Source organism: Pseudonocardia oroxyli, assembly GCF_900102195.1.
GTDB classification, from domain to species: domain Bacteria; phylum Actinomycetota; class Actinomycetes; order Mycobacteriales; family Pseudonocardiaceae; genus Pseudonocardia; species Pseudonocardia oroxyli.
In genome coordinates this window covers 18,946-37,613 of the sequence record NZ_FNBE01000010.1, presented here as the reverse complement: position 1 = coordinate 37,613, position 18,668 = coordinate 18,946, and the positions used below count along the sequence as shown (strand labels likewise).

General features: G+C 74.0%; 18 protein-coding genes. 13 read left to right on the top strand and 5 right to left on the bottom strand.

Annotation, left to right across the window (positions count from 1 at the left end; genetic code table 11):
- Positions 1–2: 2 nt before the first annotated feature.
- Together BLS43_RS16120 and BLS43_RS16115 are read right to left on the bottom strand one after the other, a co-directional pair.
- Positions 3–734, bottom strand: a complete 732-nt coding sequence (locus BLS43_RS16120; protein ID WP_093085167.1) for an HpcH/HpaI aldolase family protein — start codon at positions 732–734, stop codon at positions 3–5.
- Entirely contained in the window at positions 731–1,636 is a 906-nt protein-coding gene (locus tag BLS43_RS16115) for a cupin domain-containing protein (RefSeq protein ID WP_093085163.1), read from the bottom strand. Before BLS43_RS16115 ends, BLS43_RS16120 begins: the two co-directional genes overlap by 4 nt.
- Positions 1,637–1,804: 168 nt before the next feature.
- Between BLS43_RS16115 and BLS43_RS16110 the strand changes: the two genes are divergently transcribed.
- Both BLS43_RS16110 and BLS43_RS16105 read left to right on the top strand, forming a co-directional pair.
- Complete coding sequence (locus BLS43_RS16110) at positions 1,805–2,587, top strand: IclR family transcriptional regulator (RefSeq protein ID WP_093085160.1); 783 nt, start codon at positions 1,805–1,807, stop codon at positions 2,585–2,587.
- Positions 2,588–2,701: 114 nt separating this feature from the next.
- Positions 2,702–4,039, top strand: coding sequence for an MFS transporter (locus BLS43_RS16105; protein WP_093085157.1), 1,338 nt, complete (start codon positions 2,702–2,704; stop codon positions 4,037–4,039).
- Positions 4,040–4,079: 40 nt separating this feature from the next.
- On the opposite strand, the gene BLS43_RS16100 is transcribed toward BLS43_RS16105, so the two are convergent.
- From BLS43_RS16100 to BLS43_RS16090, 3 genes are read right to left on the bottom strand one after another with little or no spacing between them, the layout of a single operon-like run.
- Positions 4,080–4,769, bottom strand: a complete 690-nt coding sequence (locus BLS43_RS16100; protein ID WP_093085154.1) for an SDR family NAD(P)-dependent oxidoreductase — start codon at positions 4,767–4,769, stop codon at positions 4,080–4,082.
- Complete coding sequence (locus BLS43_RS16095) at positions 4,766–5,197, bottom strand: VOC family protein (RefSeq protein WP_093085151.1); 432 nt, start codon at positions 5,195–5,197, stop codon at positions 4,766–4,768. Before BLS43_RS16095 ends, BLS43_RS16100 begins: the two co-directional genes overlap by 4 nt.
- Positions 5,198–5,199: 2 nt before the next feature.
- A complete protein-coding gene (locus BLS43_RS16090; RefSeq protein ID WP_218129856.1) occupies positions 5,200–6,861 on the bottom strand; it encodes an FAD-dependent oxidoreductase in 1,662 nt (553 codons plus the stop codon).
- A 123-nt stretch (positions 6,862–6,984) separates the two neighbouring features.
- On the opposite strand from BLS43_RS16090, the gene BLS43_RS16085 reads away from it, so the two are divergent.
- The 11 genes from BLS43_RS16085 to BLS43_RS16035 all read left to right on the top strand — a co-directional run bounded on the left by BLS43_RS16085 (position 6,985) and on the right by BLS43_RS16035 (position 18,661).
- A complete protein-coding gene (locus tag BLS43_RS16085) occupies positions 6,985–7,881 on the top strand; it encodes a LysR family transcriptional regulator (RefSeq protein WP_093085148.1) in 897 nt (298 codons plus the stop codon).
- Between the two features lie 136 nt (positions 7,882–8,017).
- On the top strand, positions 8,018–9,355 hold the full coding sequence (locus tag BLS43_RS16080) for an MFS transporter (RefSeq protein WP_093085145.1): 1,338 nt from the start codon (positions 8,018–8,020) through the stop codon (positions 9,353–9,355).
- Positions 9,352–10,425, top strand: a complete 1,074-nt coding sequence (locus tag BLS43_RS16075; protein ID WP_093085142.1) for a Gfo/Idh/MocA family protein — start codon at positions 9,352–9,354, stop codon at positions 10,423–10,425. The genes BLS43_RS16080 and BLS43_RS16075 overlap by 4 nt, the downstream gene beginning before the upstream one ends.
- Positions 10,422–11,243, top strand: a complete 822-nt coding sequence (locus BLS43_RS16070) for a hypothetical protein (RefSeq protein WP_093085139.1) — start codon at positions 10,422–10,424, stop codon at positions 11,241–11,243. Before BLS43_RS16075 ends, BLS43_RS16070 begins: the two co-directional genes overlap by 4 nt.
- Positions 11,240–12,064, top strand: a complete 825-nt coding sequence (locus tag BLS43_RS16065) for a shikimate dehydrogenase (protein WP_093085136.1) — start codon at positions 11,240–11,242, stop codon at positions 12,062–12,064. Before BLS43_RS16070 ends, BLS43_RS16065 begins: the two co-directional genes overlap by 4 nt.
- A complete protein-coding gene (locus BLS43_RS16060; protein WP_093085130.1) occupies positions 12,057–13,763 on the top strand; it encodes an FAD-binding protein in 1,707 nt (568 codons plus the stop codon). Before BLS43_RS16065 ends, BLS43_RS16060 begins: the two co-directional genes overlap by 8 nt.
- The gene (locus BLS43_RS16055) at positions 13,763–14,668 is read left to right on the top strand and encodes a LysR family transcriptional regulator (protein WP_093085127.1); all 906 of its coding nucleotides are present in this window, start codon (positions 13,763–13,765) and stop codon (positions 14,666–14,668) included. The genes BLS43_RS16060 and BLS43_RS16055 overlap by 1 nt, the downstream gene beginning before the upstream one ends.
- Before the next feature lie 46 nt (positions 14,669–14,714).
- Positions 14,715–14,996: a YciI family protein gene (locus BLS43_RS16050; RefSeq protein WP_093085638.1), complete on the top strand. Its 282-nt coding sequence runs from the start codon at positions 14,715–14,717 to the stop codon at positions 14,994–14,996.
- Positions 14,993–15,943: an alcohol dehydrogenase catalytic domain-containing protein gene (locus BLS43_RS16045; RefSeq protein WP_093085124.1), complete on the top strand. Its 951-nt coding sequence runs from the start codon at positions 14,993–14,995 to the stop codon at positions 15,941–15,943. Before BLS43_RS16050 ends, BLS43_RS16045 begins: the two co-directional genes overlap by 4 nt.
- A complete protein-coding gene (locus BLS43_RS16040) occupies positions 15,940–17,460 on the top strand; it encodes an FAD-dependent oxidoreductase (RefSeq protein ID WP_093085122.1) in 1,521 nt (506 codons plus the stop codon). Before BLS43_RS16045 ends, BLS43_RS16040 begins: the two co-directional genes overlap by 4 nt.
- Positions 17,461–17,593: 133 nt before the next feature.
- Entirely contained in the window at positions 17,594–18,661 is a 1,068-nt protein-coding gene (locus tag BLS43_RS16035; RefSeq protein WP_093085119.1) for a glycosyltransferase family 4 protein, read from the top strand.
- The last annotated feature ends 7 nt before the right edge of the window (positions 18,662–18,668 follow it).

Sequence of the window (18,668 nt, the reverse complement as noted above, 5' to 3'; positions counted from 1 at the left end):
TGTCAGCGTGCGTCGGCCACGACCGCGCGGGCGGCCGAGCCGAGCAGCGACGCGTCGTTGCCGATGAGGACGAAGTCGTGGTGGCGGGGCAGGGCGCGGGCGGCGGCGGCCGTGCCGACCGCCGTCCCGAGGGGCAGCTCGAGCTCCGTCGCCGCGCTCGCCACGTCGTCGAGCAGGGCGGCGAACTCGGCCGACGAGGCGTCGAGCCCGGTGGCGACGGCGAGGTCGGCGGGCCCGACGAACAGGGCACCGACCCCCTCGACCGCGCCGATCTCGCGCGCCGCGGCCACCGCCTCGCGGCTCTCGAGCTGGGGCACCACCGCCACCTGCTCGCCGGCCGCGCGGTAGCCCGGGACGTCCGCGCCCCAGGCGCCCGCGCGCACGGTCGGGCCGTAGCCGCGGGAGCCGTGCGGCGGGAATCGGCCTGCGGAGACGACGGACCGGGCGTCCGCCACGGTGTCGACGTGCGGGACGAGCACCCCGCTCGCTCCGGAGTCGAGGACCCGGGAGATCGTCGACGGGGAGCGGTCGGGGACCCGGACCAGGGCGGGGACACCGCAGCCGCGGGCGGTGCCGAGCAGCTGGTGGACGGTGAGCACGTCGAGCGGGGCGTGCTCCATGTCGACGACGAGGAAGTCGAATCCGGCTCGGGCGAGCAGCTCGACGGAGTCGCTCGTCGGGAGCTTGACCCAGGTCCCGATCGCGGTGCGGCCGGGGGTGCGGAAGACGGTCACGACGGCACCGGGTACTCGGCGGCGTTGATCACCCAGCCGTCCTTCGCCGAGAAGTCGTGGCGTGGCGGGCAGAAGATGTCGATCAGCTGGTTGCGGACCTGGCTCACCGACTGGCTGGTGTGCACGGACGGCGGCGGGATGATCGCCACGGACGGGCTGGCGACGTGGACGTGCTCGTCCTCCCGCCAGTCCGCCATGTCCGGGGTCCAGGGGTTGCGGATGTGGTGGACGTAGCGCCCGTCGACCGCGAGCGAACACTGCTCGAAGTCGTCGTGGTGGTGGGGGGAGAGCTTGGCGGGGTCGCGGGGACCGAGGTCGGGGTCGAACAGGTTGACCATGAAGGTGCTGCAGCGGAACAGCCGCCCGAAGCGGCCCGGTGCGTACGGATGCTCGGCCACCGGGTACACGCGCAGCGCCTGCCCGTCCACCGGCTCCGGCCAGGGGGCGAAGGGGGCGACGTTCGCATGCGGCTCGGCGTAGGCGGCGTGGTTGCGGCAGCGGGCGAGCAGGTCCGGGGAGGCCGCCGAGAACAACCGCACGACGGCGGTGTCCGCGCCGATCTCCACCCGGCTCCCGCCCGCCGGGACGACGACCATCGCTGCGCCCTCGACCGCGGTCTCCTGCGTGCCGGCGGTGAGCTTGGCGGCGGCCGTGTCCTGCGGGAACAGCACGACGTACTCGTCCGGCTGGTCCGCTCGGTCGAGGATCTCGCCCGCCCGGGCGTGGGTGTAGGCGAGGGCGAAGTTCTGTCCGCGCACCCACCAGGTGCGGCTGCCGTGCGCGCTGACCTCGTCCGGCTCCTCGGCGGAGAAGTCCACGTACTGCGCGGGGGCGTTCGGCTCCGCCGAGCGCGCCGGGGCGGTGGCGAGCCCGCTGCGCGGGTCGCCGGGTCCGTAGGCCATGAGAGCTCCTTTGCTGGATCGTGTTCGCATTGTGCGTATGAGATTCACATTGCGAACACGTCTGAGCCTGACATGGGGGTGTGCCCGCGCACAAGGGCGGGTCTTGTCGAAATCAGGGCACTTGGCTACCGTATTGCGAACACGACGTTCGGATGGTGAAGTTCCACGATGACCGAGCCAGGCGCCTCGCAGGGCGACATCCAGGCGGTGACCCGCGCCAGCCAGATCCTCGGGCTGTTCCGACCGGACCGCCCACTGCTCACGGTGGCGGACGCCGCGACCGAGCTGGGTCTCAACCGCAGCACGACCCACCGCTACTTCGGGTCACTGGTCTCGGCGGGCCTGCTCGAGCGTAGCCGGGACGGTTCGGCCTTCGTCCCCGGCGGGCTGCTCGTCCAGCTCGGCGCCTTCTCGCTCGGGCGCCGGGCGGTCGTCGATCTCGCCCCGCCGCACCTCGTGGCGCTGGCCCGCCGCACCCGGCTGTCGGCGGCGCTCAGCCTGTGGGGCGCGAGCGGACCCGTCGTCACGCGGGTGGAGGAGGACAACAGCAACCCCGTCGTCGTGACGGTGCGGATCGGCCACCAGCTCCCGGTCGACTCCGCGCAGTGCCAGGTGTTCCTCGCGTTCATGGCGGATCAGCTGCGGGCCGAACGGCTCGTGTCCTCCGTCGCCGGGGCCGAGCGCCGCCGGCTCGCCGAGGGGGTCGCCCGAGCCCGCGACACCGGGCTCGCCAGCACCCACCTGCTCGACTCCGACATCACCGCGGTCGGCGCCCCCGTCTTCGACGAGTCGGGGATCTGCGCCTCCATGGCCGTCATCGGCACCGCACGGACCCTGCCCGTCGACACCACCGGTGCGGCGTGGCGGGATCTCGCGGGCGCCGCCTACGAGCTCAGCAAGGAGCTCGGCGGCGAGCACCACTTCCCGCAGGACTTCACCGCCCTGCTCTGACCCTGCTCTGACCCCCGGCGCCGACCGCTCCGCGCTGTCGGCTCGGTACCACCCACCCCCATCGCGCGCAGCGTTGCCGCCCCGCGGGAACGCTCGGTCCCCATCGGAGAGACCATGACCGAGACCGCCCACAGTCCCGACCAGGACCAGCCCGTCGCCCTCGACCGGGCCAACCGCAGACGTGCCCTGACCGGCGGGATCGTCGGCTACTTCGTGGACCAGTTCGACATCTACCTGCCGGTGATCGTGCTCGCCCCGGCGATGGGGTACTTCGTGCCCCCGGGCCTCGACGCGGGCACGACCGCGATCATCGCCGCGTTCGTCTTCACCGCCACCCTCCTCGGCCGCCCGGTGGGTGCGGCGATCTTCGGCGTCATCGCGGACCGGACCGGCAGGCGCAAGGCGACCATCATCGCGATCGCCGGCATCGCGGTCACGACGCTGCTCATCGGGCTGCTGCCGGGATACGCGTCGGTGGGGCTGTGGGGGATCGCGCTGGTGATCCTGCTGCGCCTGGTCGACGGCGTGTTCCTCGGCGGGGAGTACACCGCGGCGATCCCGCTCGCGATGGAGTGGACGCCGAAGCGGCGTCGGGGTCTGGCCAGCGGCCTGATCACCATGACCTCGCCCGGCGCGCTGTGCCTGATCTCGGCGATGACCCTGCTCCTGCTGCAGATCTTCCCCGCCGGGTCCCCGGACTCGGCCTACGCCGTGTGGGGCTGGCGGATCCCGTTCGTGATCGGCGCCCTGCTGGCGGCCGGGTTCCTGGTGTACTTCGTCCGGCGGGTCCCCGAGTCCGAGGCCTGGGCGAACGCCGAGCCCGCCGCCAAGCGGGTCTCGCCCTTGCGGCAGCTCTTCACCGGCGCCAACCGCCGCAGCCTCGGCCAGGTGTTCGTGCTGATGACGGGGGTCTGGATCGCGCTGAACATCTCGGCATCGGTCCTGCCGGGCCTCACCTCGAAGGTCGCCGGGCTCACCCCGACCCAGCTCACCGTCGCCCTGATCATCGCCTCCGCGGTGAGCGCCGTGACCTACCCGATCGCCGGGGTGCTGAGCCAGCGCATCGGACGGCGGCCCTTCTACATCGGCGTCGGTCTGCTGGTCGCCGTGGTGGGTGGCGGGGCCACCGCGCTGCTGGCCGGGGCGACCGATCCCGGCTTCGGGCTCGCGACCCTGCTGCTGACCGTCGCGTTCGTCGTCGGCATCCTGACCTTCGGCCCGATCGCCGCCTACATGACCGAGCGCTTCCCGGCCGCGCTGCGCTCCACCGGCTACGGCATCGGGTACAGCCTCGCCCTCGTCGTCCCGGCCTTCTACGCCTACTACCTCGTCGGTCTCGGCGCGCTGTTCGGCACCACCTACGCCTCGGCGATCCTGATGGCGATCGGCGGCCTCCTCGTCAGCGTCGGCGCCTGGCTCGGCCCCGAGACCCGCGACGTCGACATGGCGTGAGCGCCGCCCCGGTGCCCCGCCGCGGAACCGCGGCGCCGACTCAATACGTCGCCCGGCCGCCGCTGGCGTCGTAGACGGCGCCGGTCGAGAAGCTGACCTGCGCGGAGCACAACCAGGCGATCAGCTCGGCGATCTCCGCGGCCGTGCCGAACCGACCCATGGGGGTCAGGGACTGGGAGCGGGCGAGGACGGCCGGGTCGGTGTGGGCGTTCATCGGCGTCGAGACGGCGGCGGGGGCGACCGCGTTGACCAGCACGCCGGTCCGCGCCAGCTCCTTGCCGAGGGACTTGGTCAGCCCGATCACCGCGGCCTTCGACGCCGAGTAGGCGCTCTGGCCGGGGTTGCCGTCCTTGGCGGCGATGCTGGCCAGCGTCACGATCCGGCCCCAGCCCGCCGCCACCATCTGCGGAGCGACGGCGCGGCAGAGCAGGAACGTGCCCTCGACGTTGACCCGGAACGTGGTCCGCCACGCGTCCAGGTCGAGATCGACCAGCGGCCCGGACGGGCCGACGATCCCGGCACTGTTGACCAGGATCCCGACCGGCCCGATGCCGGCGACCATCGCGGCGACGGCATCGGGGTCGGTCACGTCGAGCTTCTCGTCCGCGCCGGGGGCGAGGTCCGCGGTGACGACCCGGACCCCCGCCTCCCGCAGTCGCGCCGCGGTGGCGGCGCCGATGCCGCTCGCCCCACCGGTGACCAGCGCGAGCACGCCCTCGGGATACCTCACGGCGTGCCTCCGGGGTTGAGCGTCTCGATCAGGAAACCGAGCTGCGACACGGTGTCGTAGTAGGCGTAGCGGACGCCTCCGCCGCGCATCGACTCGCCCTGCTGGTAGGTCTCCACACCGCGTTCGCGCAGGTCCGCGGCGGTCGTGGCGTGCGAGTCCACGGCGAATCGGAGGTGGTGCATGCCCTCGCCCTTCTCCGCCAGGTGGTCCGCCCAGACGTTCCCCTCGGTGCGCGGGGCGAGGAACTCGAGCTCGACGCCGCCGAGGTCGTAGAGCAGCACGCCGACCGTCGCGTCGATCTCGGTACCGCGGTACTCGGTGCGGCGGTAGGTGTTCTCCACGCGCGTGTGCGGCTCGAGCCCGAACACCGCGCGCATCCCGTCGGCGGCCGCGTCGAGGCTCCGCACGACCACGCCGACCTGGTCCATTCTCACGACCGACCTCCGATGTCGTGGGCGGCGATGAACCCGAAGGTCATCGCGGGCCCGATGTTGATCCCCCCGGCGGGGTAGTGCCCGCCCATCACGCTGGCCTGGTCGCACCCCACGGCGTAGAGGCCGGGGATCGGGGCGTCCGCGGCGTCGAGGACGCGGGCGCGGGCGTCGGTGGCGAGCCCGGCGAACGACCCGAAGCTGCCCGGCACCACCCGGACCGCGTAGAAGGGGCCCTTCTCCAGGGGGGCGAGCGCGCCGCCGTAGCGGTTGAACGGGGTCGAGCCGCGACCGAACTCGGGATCCTCGCCGCGGCGGGCGGCGCGGTTGAACTCGGCGACCGTCGACACCAGCCCGGCCTCGTCGATGCCGCACCTTCGCGCCAGCTCCTCCAGCGTGCGGCCGCGGGTGAGGTACCCGCTGCGCAGGTACGGGGTCAGCGGCACGGGCAGCGGCTTGGCCATGCCGAGCGGGTACCGGCGCACGAACCGCGCGTCGGCGATCTGCCAGGACTGCACCGGCTCGTCCGCAGGCGTCGCGGCGAGCATCGCGGTGACGTAGTCGTGGTAGCCGTTCGCCTCGTTGACGAACCGGCGCCCGGTGCGCAGCACCCCGATGCTGCCCGGTTTCGCCCGGTCCATGATGTGCGGGAACACGCCCGTGCGGCGGCCGACCCGGAACGGCACCAGCGAGACGGGGCACCAGGCGGCGGGCGAGGCCAGGTCGGTGCGCAACCGGCCGCCCACGGACTCGCCGAGCGTGATCCCCGCGCCGTCCGCGGTGGGGGGCGCGAGCGTGTGGTGCTCCTCCCCGCGGGGGAAGACCGCCCGGCGCCGCTGCACGTCCTGCGGGAACCCGCCGGTGGCGAGCACCACCGCGCGGCCCGCGGCGATCGTCCGGGGTCCGTCCGGTGTGGACGCGACCACACCGGTGACCCGGTCGCCCTCGCGAACGAGCTCCAGTACGGGGGAGGACGTCTGGATCTCGACGCCGGCGTCGAGCGCAGCGCGCAGCAGCCGTCCGACGAGCGCGGTGCCGTTGACCAGCTGCATCCCGCGCCGGAACCGCACCAGGTCGAGCAGGTGCCGCCCGACCCGGCGGGTCGCGTGCAGCAGCCCGCGCGGGTCGCCCCGGGAGGCGGACAGGAAGAGCCCGAGGTCGTCGCCCGCCATGATCCCCATGCCGAGGAACGAGGTCTCGTAGAGCTGGTGGCGCAGCAGCCGCGCGACCTCCGGACCGAGCTCTCGCAGGTCCACGGGCTGCGGTGCGACGGACCGATGGCCGGTGCCCGCGCCGGGCAGGTCGCCGTAGACGTCGCAGATCCGCGCGCCCGGCACGAACCGCAGGGCGGTCTCGGTGTGGAAGAACCGGACCATCTCGGGTGCGGCGTCCAGGAACGCGTCGACGCGTTCGGCGTCGTAGTCCTTGCCGAGCGCGGCGTGCAGGTAGCTGCGGAACTGGGCGGGGTCCTCGTCGACGCCGTCGGCGCGGGCGAGCGGGTTGCCCGGCGCCCACATCCAGCCGCCGGACCACGCGGTCGCACCGCCGCAGACGGTGTCCCGCTCCAGGACGAGGACGCGTTGTCCCCCATGGGCCGCGGCGACGGCCGCGGCGAGCCCACCGGCTCCCGAGCCGACCACGACGACGTCGTACCGGGTCACGGCGTTGGTCCCCTCTGTGTGAAACGGTCTGAGACTGTGTAGGATTCGATGCTGAATCTCACACTTACTGTGTCGGCAGCCGACTATATGTGGGATTCCGTCCTGCGCAAGGGAGGAGTCGTCGTGGAGATCCGTTGGCTGGAGGCGTTCATCGCGGTCGCCGAGGAGCTGCACTTCGGGCGTGCGGCGGCGCGGTTGAACCTCGCGCAGTCCCCGCTCAGTCAGACCATCCGCAGGCTGGAGCGCGAGCTCGGGACCAGCCTGTTCGACCGGAGCACCCGCAGCGTGTCGCTCACTCCCGCCGGGCACGCGCTGCTGCCCCACGCCCGGCGCGTGTTCGAGGAGCTGGAGCTGGGCAGGCAGGCCAGCCGAGCGACCGACGGGGTCGTCTACGGCACCGTCTCGATCGGCTTCTCCGGCGCGCTCAACCACCTCACGCTCCCGCCGCTGACCAGGGCGGTCCGCCAGCGCTACCCGGACGTCACGCTCTCGCTGACCGGGCGCGTCATGACCCGGGACGGCGTGGAGCAGGTCGAACGCGGCGCCCTGGACATCGTGTTCGTGGGTCTGCCCCTCGAGCCCTCGCCGGTGTGCACGCGGTTGATCGGGAAGGAGCGGCTCGGCGTGGCGCTGCCGATCGACCATCCGCTCGCGGGCGAGACCGAGGTGGACCTCGGCGACCTCGCCGAGGACGGGTTCATCACCCTGCCCCTGGACGTCGGGTCCTCGCTGGCGCAGCTCACGGCTCAGGCCTGCGCGAACGCCGGCTTCCGGCCGCGGATCGTCCAGGAGATCACCGACCCGTACATGATCCTGACGCTGGTGTCGGCGGGCGTCGGCGTGGCGCTGATGGCCCAGGGGGTGCAGCACATCATGCCCGCGTCGTCGGTGTTCGTCCCGCTCCGTGGCGAGCCCACCTACATGCGGCACGCGCTGGCCTGGCTGCCGGACAACCCCTCCCCGGTGCTGAAGGCGGTCCTGGAGATCGCGGAGGAGGTCCTCCCGACGCCCGCGGACTGATTGTGTGCGCTGGAAGCATGGAGTCTGTGAAACTGAGTGTTGGACGGACTTGGTTTCCGGTGCAACCCTCGTCGTCATCTCCGCAGGGCTCCTCGTCAGGCGCCCCCGTCGACGTCGCCGGTTCGAAAGGAACGCCATGTCCAGTACGGCATCGGCCCCGACCCGCAACAACCCGAGGAAGGCCGCGGTCTCCGGCTTCCTGGGCAGCACCCTCGAGTACTACGACTTCTTCATCTACGGCTCCGCCGCGGCGCTCGTGTTCGGGAAGGTCTTCTTCCCCGACGCAGGCGCCACCGGGGCGCTGCTGTCCATCGCCACACTCGGCGTGGCCTACGTCGCCCGTCCCCTCGGCGCGATCCTGTTCGGCCACTTCGGCGACCGGTTCGGCAGGCGCAACGCGCTGATGGCCACCCTGCTGCTGATGGGCCTCTCGACCTTCCTGATCGGCTGCCTGCCCTCCTACCAGTCGATCGGCGTGGCCGCGCCGATCATCCTCGTGCTGTTGCGCCTGCTCCAGGGCCTGTCGGCGGGAGGTGAGTCGCCCGGAGCCAGCTCGCTGTCCATGGAGCACGCCCCCGACCGCAGGCGCGCGTTCTTCGCCAGCTTCACCATGAGCGGCATCATGTTCGGCATCGTGGTGTCGAGCCTCGTGTTCATCCCGGTCGCGGCCCTGCCCGAGGACCAGCTGCTGTCGTGGGGCTGGCGGATCCCGTTCTGGCTGTCCATCGCGGTGACCGGGGTCGCCTACTTCCTGCGCCGCTCGCTGCAGGAGCCCGAGGTCTTCCACGAGCTGCAGGAGACCGCGGAGACGGCCAAGGCCCCGATCGTCGAGCTGTTCCGCGACCACTGGCTCACCGTGCTCCGGATCGCCGTCTGCGCCAGCTTCGCCATGGTCAACACCATCGTCAACGTCTTCGCCCTCGCCTACGCCACCCAGGTCGAGGGGATCTCGCGGCCGACGATGCTCGCGGTGATCTCGGTGGCCAACGCGGTCGCCGTGCTGACCCAGCCCTTCTACGGCATCCTCGCCGACCGGGTCGGCCGCAAGCCCGTGTTCGTGACCGGGCTGGTCGGTGTGGGGGCGATGGTCTTCGTGTTCTTCCACGCCATCGGCACCCAGAACGTCCCGTGGATCTACCTGAGCGCCGTGCTGCTGATCGGCCTCTGCTACGCCGCGCCGAACGGCATCTACCCGGCCTACTTCCCGGAGCAGTTCCCGGCCCGGGTCCGCTACTCAGGCATGGCGATCGGCCTGATGGTCGGCCTGCTGGCGGCCGGGTTCACCCCGCTCTGGGCCACCGCGCTGACGGCGGGCGACCAGGCGAACTGGCTCCCGGTGGCCTGGTTGTGCGTGGGCTTCGTGGCCGCCTCGGCGATCGCGGCGCTGACCGGGCCGGAGACCTTCGAGGTCCCCACGGCCGAGCTCGGCAGGCCGCGGTCCAGCGCGCCCGTCCCGGCACGCGTCGCCTCATGATGCGGGCCGCAGTGATCGGCTGCGGCAACGTGGCCGGCAATCACGCCGCCGCCTACCGCGAGCTCGCGGATGTCGAGCTGGTCGCCGTCACGGACGTCGACCCGGCTCGTGCCGCCGCCCTCGCCGCGCGGTTCGGTACCCGGGCCGTCGACCCGCAGGAGCTGTTCGGGCTGGGGCTCGACCTGGTGAGCGTGTGCACGCCGCACCCCACCCACGAGGCCGTCGTCGTCCGGGCCGCGGCACACGGGGTGCACGTGCTGTGCGAGAAGCCGATCGCCGTCGACCTCGGCGCGGCGGGCCGCATGATCGCCGCCGCGGAGGCGGCGGGCGTGCAGCTGGGCGTGCTGTTCCAACGCCGGTTCTGGCCCGCCGCGCGCCGCATCCGGGCCGCGCTCGACGACGGGGCGCTCGGCCGCCCGGTCCTCGCGCACGCCTCGGTGCTGCTGCACCGCGAGCCGGAGTACTACACGGCCGCGGCCTGGCGCGGCACCTGGGCGACCGACGGCGGCGGGGTCCTGATGACCCAGGCCGTGCACAACATCGACCTGCTGCAGTGGTTCATGAACGGCGCGGGCGAGGCCGTCGAGGTCTCGGCCGCGCACACCACCGTGACGCACCCCGTCGAGGTCGAGGACACCGCCGTCGCGACGATCCGGTTCGCGGGCGGCGGCCTGGCCACGCTCGCCGCGTCGACGGCGGTGACCCCGGGTCTCGGGACGCGGGTCCAGGTCAGCGGCTCGACCGGGGCCACGGTCGGGCTCGCGGAGTATCCGGAGGGGAGCGAGGCGCGGCTCGACGTGTGGGCCGTGCCCGGCGCCGCCGCCGTCTCGTCCCCGTTCGGCGGCGGGCTCGTCCCGGACCTCGACCTGGCCGCGATCAACGGGTCGCTCGCCCCGTTCCACGCCCTGCAGATCGCCGATTTCGTCGCCGCTGTCCGGGAGGGGCGTGCACCCGCCGTGACCGGCCGCGAGGCGGCGAAGTCGCTGGCGATCCTCACCGCGCTCTACCGCTCGGCCGCGTCCGGCCACCCCGAACCGGTCCCCACCACCAGGGAGGAGATCCCCGCATGACCCCGATCGGGATCGCACACCTCACGCTCCTGCGGCTCAGCCCGCCCGAGCTCGTCGCGACCGCCGCCGCGGCGGGCTACGACTTCGTCGGCGTCCGGGTGAAGGCCGTGACCGCGGGCGAGCACCAGTACCCCATGGAGCCGGGCTCGCCGATGTCGAAGGAGACGCTGCGGCGACTCGCCGACACCGGTCTCGAGGTGCGAGACGTCGAGTTCCTGACCCTCGGCCCGGAGACCGGGCCCGCGGACTGGAAGCCCGCGCTGGACGCGGGCGCCGCGCTCGGCGCCCGCACGCTCAGCGTCGTCGGGGTGGACCCGGACCGCTCGCGGCTGACGGACACCCTCGCCGCCCTGACCGCGGACGCCCGCGCGGTCGGCATCCTGCCCACCCTCGAGCCCATCAGCTACCAGCCGGTGAGCACCGTCCTGGAAGCAGGCGAGCTGGCCGCGGCGGCGGGCGCCGCGGTCCTGCTCGACGCCCTCCACCTCCGACGTGGCGGCAGCTCGCTGGAGGACGTCCGCGCCCTGGACCCCGCGCTCGTCCCCTGCCTGCAGCTCTGCGACGGCCCCCTGGAGGCGCCGACCCACCTCGACCTGCCCGCCGAGCTGCCGCTCGGCATGAAGGCGGACGGATCGGTGCTGCAGGTCGAGGCGCGGGTGCAGCGCGGGATCATCGGTTCCGGGGAGCTCCCGCTGGCCGAGCTGGTGGCCGCGGCGCCTGCGGGGACCCCGCTGAGCGTCGAGGTGCCGCACCTGGGCCTGGCCGACCTCGATCTCGCCCGGCGCAACCTCGACGCCGTCCGGGAGCTGGTCGCGTGACCACCTTCCTGACGGCGCACCGGGTCGCGCTGGTCGGCGCCGGGATCGGCGGTTCGCTCTCGCCCGCGCTGCACGAGCGCGAAGCCGCCGCCCTGGGCCTGGACTACACGTACTCGGTGCGCGACCTGGACGTCGAGCCCGACCTCACCCTGCGCGCCGCAGTGGCGGACGGGATCACGGGGTTCAACGTGACCCACCCCGTGAAGCAGGCCGTGCTGGCCCAGCTCGACGCGCTGTCGCCCGCGGCCGCCGCCCTCGGCGCGGTCAACACCGTCGTCGTGCGGGACGGGGTCCTGACCGGGCACAACACCGACCACAGCGGGTTCCTGGCGGGGTTGCGGCACGGGCTGCCGGACGCGGCACTCGGCCGGGTCGCCGTGATCGGCGCCGGGGGAGCCGGATCGGCGGTGGCGTACGCGCTGGTCGGGGTCGGCGCGGCGGTGCGGATCGTCGACGCCGATCCGGCGCGCGCCAGCGCGCTCGCGGGCCGGCTGCGGGCCGCGTTCCCGGCCGCCGAGATCGGCGTCGGCGGGGAGGGCGATCTCGACGGGATCGTGAACGCCACCCCGATCGGGATGACCGGCCATCCCGGCCTCCCGTTCGATCCCGCGCTGCTCCGGCCGGGGCAATGGGTCGCCGAGTGCGTCTACCGTCCGCTGGAGACGGAGCTGCTCGCGGTGGCCCGCGCCCGTGGCCACCGCGTCCTCGACGGCGGCGCGATGCTCGTCGCGCAGGCCGCGGACACCCTCGCCCTGCTCACCGGCGCCACCCCCGACCTCGCTCGGATGCGCCGCCACCTGGGAGAACTCACCGATGTCTGAGCACGTGTCCGACCACTGGGACCACGACGTCGACCTGCTGGTCCTCGGGTCCGGCGCCGGCGGGCTCGGCGCCGCCGTCGTCGGGGCGGGGGAGGGGCTGCGCACGCTGGTGCTCGAGAAGACCGAGTGGCTCGGCGGCACCACCGCGTACTCCGCGGGCACCTGCTGGGTGCCCGGCCACCCGATGCAGGCGGATCCGGCGCACGACCGCGCCGAGGCGAGCCGCTACCTGGACACCCTGGTCGGCGACCGGGCGCCGCGCGCGCTGCGCGAGGCCTACCTCGACCACGGCCCCGCCATGCTCGCCCGGCTGCGGGAGCTCGGGGTCGACTTCTGGCACAGCAAGGCCGTCGTGGACTACCACCCCGAGGTGAGCGGTTACGGGCTCGGGCGGGCGCTGGAACCGAAGACCTTCGACGGCCGGGTGCTCGGCCGGGGCCGCTTCGGCCGGGTCCGCCGCCCGGTGCCGGAGTTCGCGTTGTTCCGCGGCACGCTGATGGTCCGGCGGCCCGAGGTCAACGAGTTGCTCACGCTCTTCAGCGGGTCGCCGCGGGGCCTGGCCACCGCGCTGCGGCTCGGCGTGCGCTGGGTGCTCGACCTGCTCCGCGGCTACCCGCGCGGCACCCGGCTGGCGATGGGGAACGCGCTGGTCGCGAACCTGTACCACCAGCTGGAGCGGCGCGGCGGCGAGGTCTGGTTCACCGCCCGGAGCCTCGAGCTGGTGCGGGAGGACGGCCGGGTCGTGGGAGCGGTGGTCTCCCGGCGGGGCGAGACGGTCCGGGTCCGGGCGCGCAAGGGCGTGGTCCTCGCGGCGGGCGGGTTCGGGGCCAGCCCCGAGCTGCGCGAGCGCCACATGCCGAGCCCGACGCCGCAGTTCACCCGGGTCGGCGAGGGCGCGACCGGTGACTCGATCGCGCTCGCGGAGGCGGTGGGCGGCGCCCTCGGCGAGCCCCGGGACGATAACGCCCTGTGGTTCCCCAGCTCGATCGGGCGCCGCCGGGACGGGTCGACGGCGGTGTTCCCGCACATCTGGGACCGGGCGAAGCCGGGCATCCTCGCGGTCAACTCCGCCGGGCGTCGGTTCGTCGACGAGTCGGTGTCCTACCACCGCTTCACCCGGGCGATGTACGACTCGCACAAGGACGTCCCGACGGTCCCGGCCTGGCTCGTCGTCGACTCCCGGACACTGGCGCGCTACGGGCTCGGGATGGTGCACCCGCACCTGCCCGCGCTGCGCCTGCGGCCCTTCCTGAGGAGCGGCTACCTGCGCACCGGTGCCACCCTGCGCGCGCTGGCGGCCGAGATCGGCGTGGACCCTGACGGCCTGGAGCGCACCGTCGCGGACGCCAACCGCTTCGCGCGCACCGGGATCGACGAGGAGTTCGGCAAGGGGCAGAGCCGGTTCGGCCTGGCGGCGGGCGATCCGGCCCACGGTCCGAACCCCAACCTCGGGCCCGTCGAGACGGCGCCGTTCTACGCGATCGCCGTGGTCCCGACGCCGCTGGCCAGCGCGCTGGGTCTGCGCACGGACGTCGACGCCCGGGTGCTCGACGACCGCGACCGACCGGTCCCGGGCCTCTACGCCGTGGGCAACGACGCGAACTCGATCATGGCGTCGGAGTACCCCGGTGCGGGCTGCCAGGTCGGCGCGGGCCTGACCTTCGGCTACCTCGCGGCAAGGCACGCCGCGCAGAGCTGATGGACGTCCGCTGGGTGGAGGCGTTCCTCGCCGTGGCCGAGGAGCTGCACTTCGGGCGCGCGGCGGAGCGCCTCCACATGGCCCAGTCCCCGCTGAGCCAGACCATCAAGAAGCTCGAACGCCAGGTGGGCGCGCCGCTGTTCGACCGCACCACCCGGGCCGTCACGCTGACCTCGGCGGGGCACGCGCTGGTGCCGCACGCCCGCCGGATCGTCGAGGACCTGGACCTCGCGCTCCGCGCCACGCGCGCCGGTCCCGGGGAGGTCTACGGCCGGGTCCGGCTCGGCCTGTCCGGGGCGCTCAACCACCTCACGCTCCCGCCGCTGACCCGCGCGCTGCGGACCCGGCACCCGCACGTCGAGCTGGAGCTGGTGGACCGGGTCACCACCGAGGACGCGCTGGGGATGGTCGAGCGCGGCGCGCTGGACGTGTCCTTCGTCGGGCTCCCGGTGCCCGGCACCCCGTCCACCCGCACGATCAGCATCGAGCGGCTCGGCGCCGTCGTGTCGCCGGATCACCGGTTCGCCGACCGCGGCGAGATCGCCCTGCCCGAGCTCGCGGGCGAGGACTGGGTGCTGATGCCGGGCCAGTCCGCGCTGCGGGCGGTCCTGCTCACGGCCTGCCAGGCGGCGGGCTTCCGGCCGCGGATCGCCCAGCAGGTGAAGGATCCGTACGTGGTTTTGTCGCTGGTCGCGGCCGGTCTCGGGGTCTCGCTGGCGCCGACGTGCGTGCGGCCGATCATGCCGTCGGGCGCGGTCTGGATCCCCCTCGCGGCCCCCGCCCCGGAGCTGCGCAGCGCGCTGCTGTGGGACGAGGGCCGGATGACGGAGGCGGTCCGGGCCCTGCTCGCGGTCGCCGCCCGCGTGCTGCCCGATCCTGTGCGATCCGCACATGAACCGTCCTGAATCGAGTGTTGGACCGGCGCAGTCCGCGGGGCGCACCGTGAAGGACATGGGCATCTACGCGGTCACCTACACCTACGGCCCGGACACCGACGTCGCCCGCGACGCGCACCGGCCCCGCCACAAGGACTTCCTGGCCGATCTGCACGAGGCGGGCACCCTGCGCGCCTCCGGCCCGCTGGCCGACGGCACGGGCGCGCTGCTGCTCCTCGAAGCGGAGTCCGACGCGCAGGTCGAGCACCTCCTGGACGGCGATCCGTTCCGGCAGGAGGGACTGATCGGCGAGCGCACCGTGCGCGGCTGGTCCATCGTCTTCGGCGGTCTGCGGTGAGGGTCGCGCGGACCCTCTCCCGCGAGCACGTCGTGATCGACGAGGTGCCCGCGCCCGTGCCCGGACCGGGGGAGGCACTCGTCCGGATCCGCGCCGTCACCCTGTGCGGCACCGACCTGCACATCTGGGAGGACGACTACGCCACCGAGCTGCCGATCGTCCAGGGCCACGAGCTGGCCGGGACCGTGGAGACCGCGCCCGCCGGATCCGGCTTCCTCCCCGGCGACCGGGTGGCGGTCTCGCCGATCCGCTGGTGCGGGGAGTGCCACGCGTGCGGGATCGGGCGGATCAACGCCTGCGCCCGCTCGTCGGTGCTCGGCTGCTACACCGACGGCGGCCTGGCCGAGCTGGTCGCCGTGCCGGTGACCGACCTGTTCCGGGTGCCGGACGGGATGCCCACGGAGGTCGCGGCGCTCGCCGAACCCACCAGCATCGCCATGCAGGCGGTGCTGCGCGGGCGGCCGGAGAAGGACGAGCGGGCCCTCGTCCTGGGCTGCGGGCCGATCGGGCTGCTGGCCACCCTGCACCTCACCGCGCTGGGCGTGGAGGTGGTCGCCACGGACGTGAACCCCGACCGTGCCGCCTTCGCGCGCGGGTTCGGGGCGATCGAGCCGGACGGGCGGCAGCCGTCGCTCGTCCTCGAGGCGACCGGCGCGCCGAGCGCGTTCACGACCGCGGTCGAGAGCGTGGCCACCGCGGGTCGGGTCGTGCTCGTCGGCATCTCCGACCGGCCCGTCACGCTCTCGATGCGCACGCTGCCGGTCAAGGACCTCGACCTGCTCGGCAGCCGCAACAGCCTGCGGCGGATCGGGGAGGCGCTCGAGCTGCTGGCCGCCCATCCCGAACCCGCCGCCGCGCTGGTCACCCGCCGGGTGCCGTTCGCCGAGGTCGGCGACGCCTTCGGGCTCCTGCGCACCGAGCTCGGCAAGATCGCGGTGCTCCTGTGAACGGCGGCCACGACCTCGTGGTGGTCGGATCGGGGGCGGCCGGGCTGACCGCCGCCGTCGGGGCCGCGGAGGCCGGGCTGTCGGTGCTCGTGGTGGAGAAGGCGGCGCGGCTGGGCGGCACCACCGCCGTGGGCGGGGGTGTGATCTGGGCCCCGAACAACGCACTGATGTCCACACCGGACAGCCCCGGGGCGGCGCGGGCGTACCTCGGCACCGGCCGGATGTCGGCGTCCGAGATCGCGGCGTTCGTCGAGGACGTGCCGCGCGCGATCGCGCTGCTCACCCGGGTCGGCGTCCGGATGCGACCGCTGCCCCGGCCCGACTACCACCCCGACCGGCCCGGCGCGGCGCACGGGCGGGGCCTCGACCAGGAGCCGTTCGACCCGCGCCCGTGGCCGGGGCTGGCCGAGCGGATCCGCCCGCCGACCTACTTCCCGCTGCTCACCATGTCCGAACGGGACGACCGCTCGGCCGGCCCGGAGGTGGTCAAACAGCGCGAGGCCGGCGGCGTCCGCACCATGGGCGGCGCGCTCGTCGGGCGGCTGCTGGTCGCCGCGCTGGACCGGGGCGTCGAGATCCTCGCCGCGACGCCCGTGACCGCGCTCGGCCACGGGACCGTCCGGCTCGGGGAGGAGACGGTCGCGGCGGGCGCGGTCCTGCTCGCGTCGGGCGGCTTCGAGTGGAACGCCGACCTGCGTCGACGCCACCTCGCGGCCGAGATCACGCCGATCAGCGCACCGTCGAACACCGGCGACGCGCTCGGCCTCGCCCGCGGGGCGGCCCTCGACGAGATGACCGCGGTGTGGGGCGTCCCCGTGATCACGCCGCCCGGCGACCGCTACGACGGCATGCCGAGCGGCCGGATGGGCAACGTCGAGATGACCCTGCCGGGCTCGGTCACCGTCGACACCACCGGCAGACGGTTCGTGAACGAGGCCCTGAACTACCACGACCTCAACCGGGCCTTCGCCGGTCGCACCGCGTTCCTGGTGTTCGACCGGGCCTACCGCGAGCGGTACCCGGTGGCCGGGTCGCCACCCGGCGCCGTCGAGCCCTGGATGGTCACCGCGGACACCCCGGCCGAGCTGGCGCGGCGGGTGGGGATCGACCCGGCGGGCCTGGTCGCGACCCTGGGCCGGTTCAACGCCGCCGCCCGCCGCGGCGCGGACCCGGACTTCGGGCGGGGCGCGAACCCGCAGGACCGCCACCTCGGTGACCCGGCGATCACGCCCAACCCCTGCCTCGCCCCCGTCGCACAGGGGCCGTTCTTCGCCGTCCCGGTCCACGCCGGCGCGCTCGGCACGGCGGGTGGGCTCGCGACGGACCTCGACGGCCGCGTCGTCGATCCGGCAGGCGACCCGATCCCCGGGCTGTACGCGGCGGGGAACTGCGCGGCCACCCTGTTCCGGGACGGCTATCCGGGCGGTGGTGCGACCCTGGCCTCCGCGGTCGTCCGCGCCTATCGGGTGGTCCGACACCTCGCGCGCGGGGTCTCGGGGGCGGAGGGAGGACGGTGAGCGCCTGAGCGGGCGGCGTCTCGGGAATGGGTCGCTCTGCCGATGGTCGACGAGGTCGGCCGGGCGGTGTCATGGACCAGGCATCCGTCCCGTCGCGAGCCAGGACTCGCGCCCGCTCCCGAGGACCACATCCATGCGCATCGGTCTCATCGCCCCTCCGGGGGTCCCCGTTCCCCCGCTCGCCTACGGCGGCACCGAGTCGGTCATCGACCGACTGGCCCGCGGACTGGTCCGGGCCGGTCACGAGGTGCTGCTCGCCGCCGCGGCCGAGAGCGAGTGCCCGGTGCCCCGGGTGGGCGGGACCGCGAAGGTCGGCAGGGCGGGGCCGGTGTGCGCCGACATGGTGACCGAGCTGCGCCACGCCATCACGAGCTACGCCGCCATGACCGACGTGGACCTCGTGCACGACCACACGATGGCCGGTCCGCTCTACCGGCGTCCCCCGATGGGCCAGCCGGTCGTGACCACCGCCCACGGCCCGTTCGACGCGACCCTGGGTCCGCTCTACCGCGCGATGCGCGGGGTCGCGGTGGTGGCGATCTCGCAGCACCAGGCGGACACCGCCGACGGGGTGCCGCTCGCCGGCGTGATACACCACGGCCTGGACGTCGAGTCGGTCCCGGTGGGCGACGGGCAGGGCGGGTACGCGAGCTTCCTGGGACGGATGTCCCCGGAGAAGGGACCGCGCGAGGCCGCGCTGGCGGCCCGGGCCGCGGGCGTCCCGCTGCGCATGGCCGCCAAGCTGCGGGAACCGGAGGAGCGCGAGTACTTCGACGCGCAGGTCAAGCCGCTGCTGTGCGCGGACGTCGAGTACGTCGGCGAGCTCGGCCACAGCGAGAAGCTCGAGCTCGTCGGGGACTCGTTCGCCCTCGTCAACCCCATGCAGTGGGCGGAGCCGTTCGGTCTGGTGATGATCGAGGCGCTGGCCACCGGCACCCCCGTCGTCGCCACCCCGGCCGGGTCCGCCCCCGAGATCGTGGACGACGGGGTCACCGGGTTCCTGCGCTCGGGCGCCCTCCCGCTGGCCGCGGCGCTCCTGGACGCCGCGCTGCTCGACCGCACCGCCTGCCGGGCGGCCGCCGCCCACCGGTTCAGCACCGAGCGGATGGTCGCCCAGCACGTCCGGCTCTACGAGGACCTCCTGCCCGGTCCGACCCCGGACCCCCGCAGGGCCGGCGCGCCGCCGGTCCCCGCGCCCTGATCCCCCG

Bases quoted from the DNA above. Each gene is read 5' to 3' on its own strand.
- BLS43_RS16115 (WP_093085163.1), bottom strand. From the start codon at position 1,636: ATGGCCTACGGACCCGGCGACCCGCGCAGCGGGCTCGCCACCGCCCCG.
- BLS43_RS16110 (WP_093085160.1), top strand. From the start codon at position 1,805: ATGACCGAGCCAGGCGCCTCGCAGGGCGACATCCAGGCGGTGACCCGC.
- BLS43_RS16105 (WP_093085157.1), top strand. From the start codon at position 2,702: ATGACCGAGACCGCCCACAGTCCCGACCAGGACCAGCCCGTCGCCCTC.
- BLS43_RS16095 (WP_093085151.1), bottom strand. From the start codon at position 5,197: ATGGACCAGGTCGGCGTGGTCGTGCGGAGCCTCGACGCGGCCGCCGAC.
- BLS43_RS16080 (WP_093085145.1), top strand. From the start codon at position 8,018: ATGTCCAGTACGGCATCGGCCCCGACCCGCAACAACCCGAGGAAGGCC.
- BLS43_RS16075 (WP_093085142.1), top strand. From the start codon at position 9,352: ATGATGCGGGCCGCAGTGATCGGCTGCGGCAACGTGGCCGGCAATCAC.
- BLS43_RS16070 (WP_093085139.1), top strand. From the start codon at position 10,422: ATGACCCCGATCGGGATCGCACACCTCACGCTCCTGCGGCTCAGCCCG.
- BLS43_RS16060 (WP_093085130.1), top strand. From the start codon at position 12,057: ATGTCTGAGCACGTGTCCGACCACTGGGACCACGACGTCGACCTGCTG.
- BLS43_RS16055 (WP_093085127.1), top strand. From the start codon at position 13,763: ATGGACGTCCGCTGGGTGGAGGCGTTCCTCGCCGTGGCCGAGGAGCTG.
- BLS43_RS16050 (WP_093085638.1), top strand. From the start codon at position 14,715: ATGGGCATCTACGCGGTCACCTACACCTACGGCCCGGACACCGACGTC.
- BLS43_RS16035 (WP_093085119.1), top strand. From the start codon at position 17,594: ATGCGCATCGGTCTCATCGCCCCTCCGGGGGTCCCCGTTCCCCCGCTC.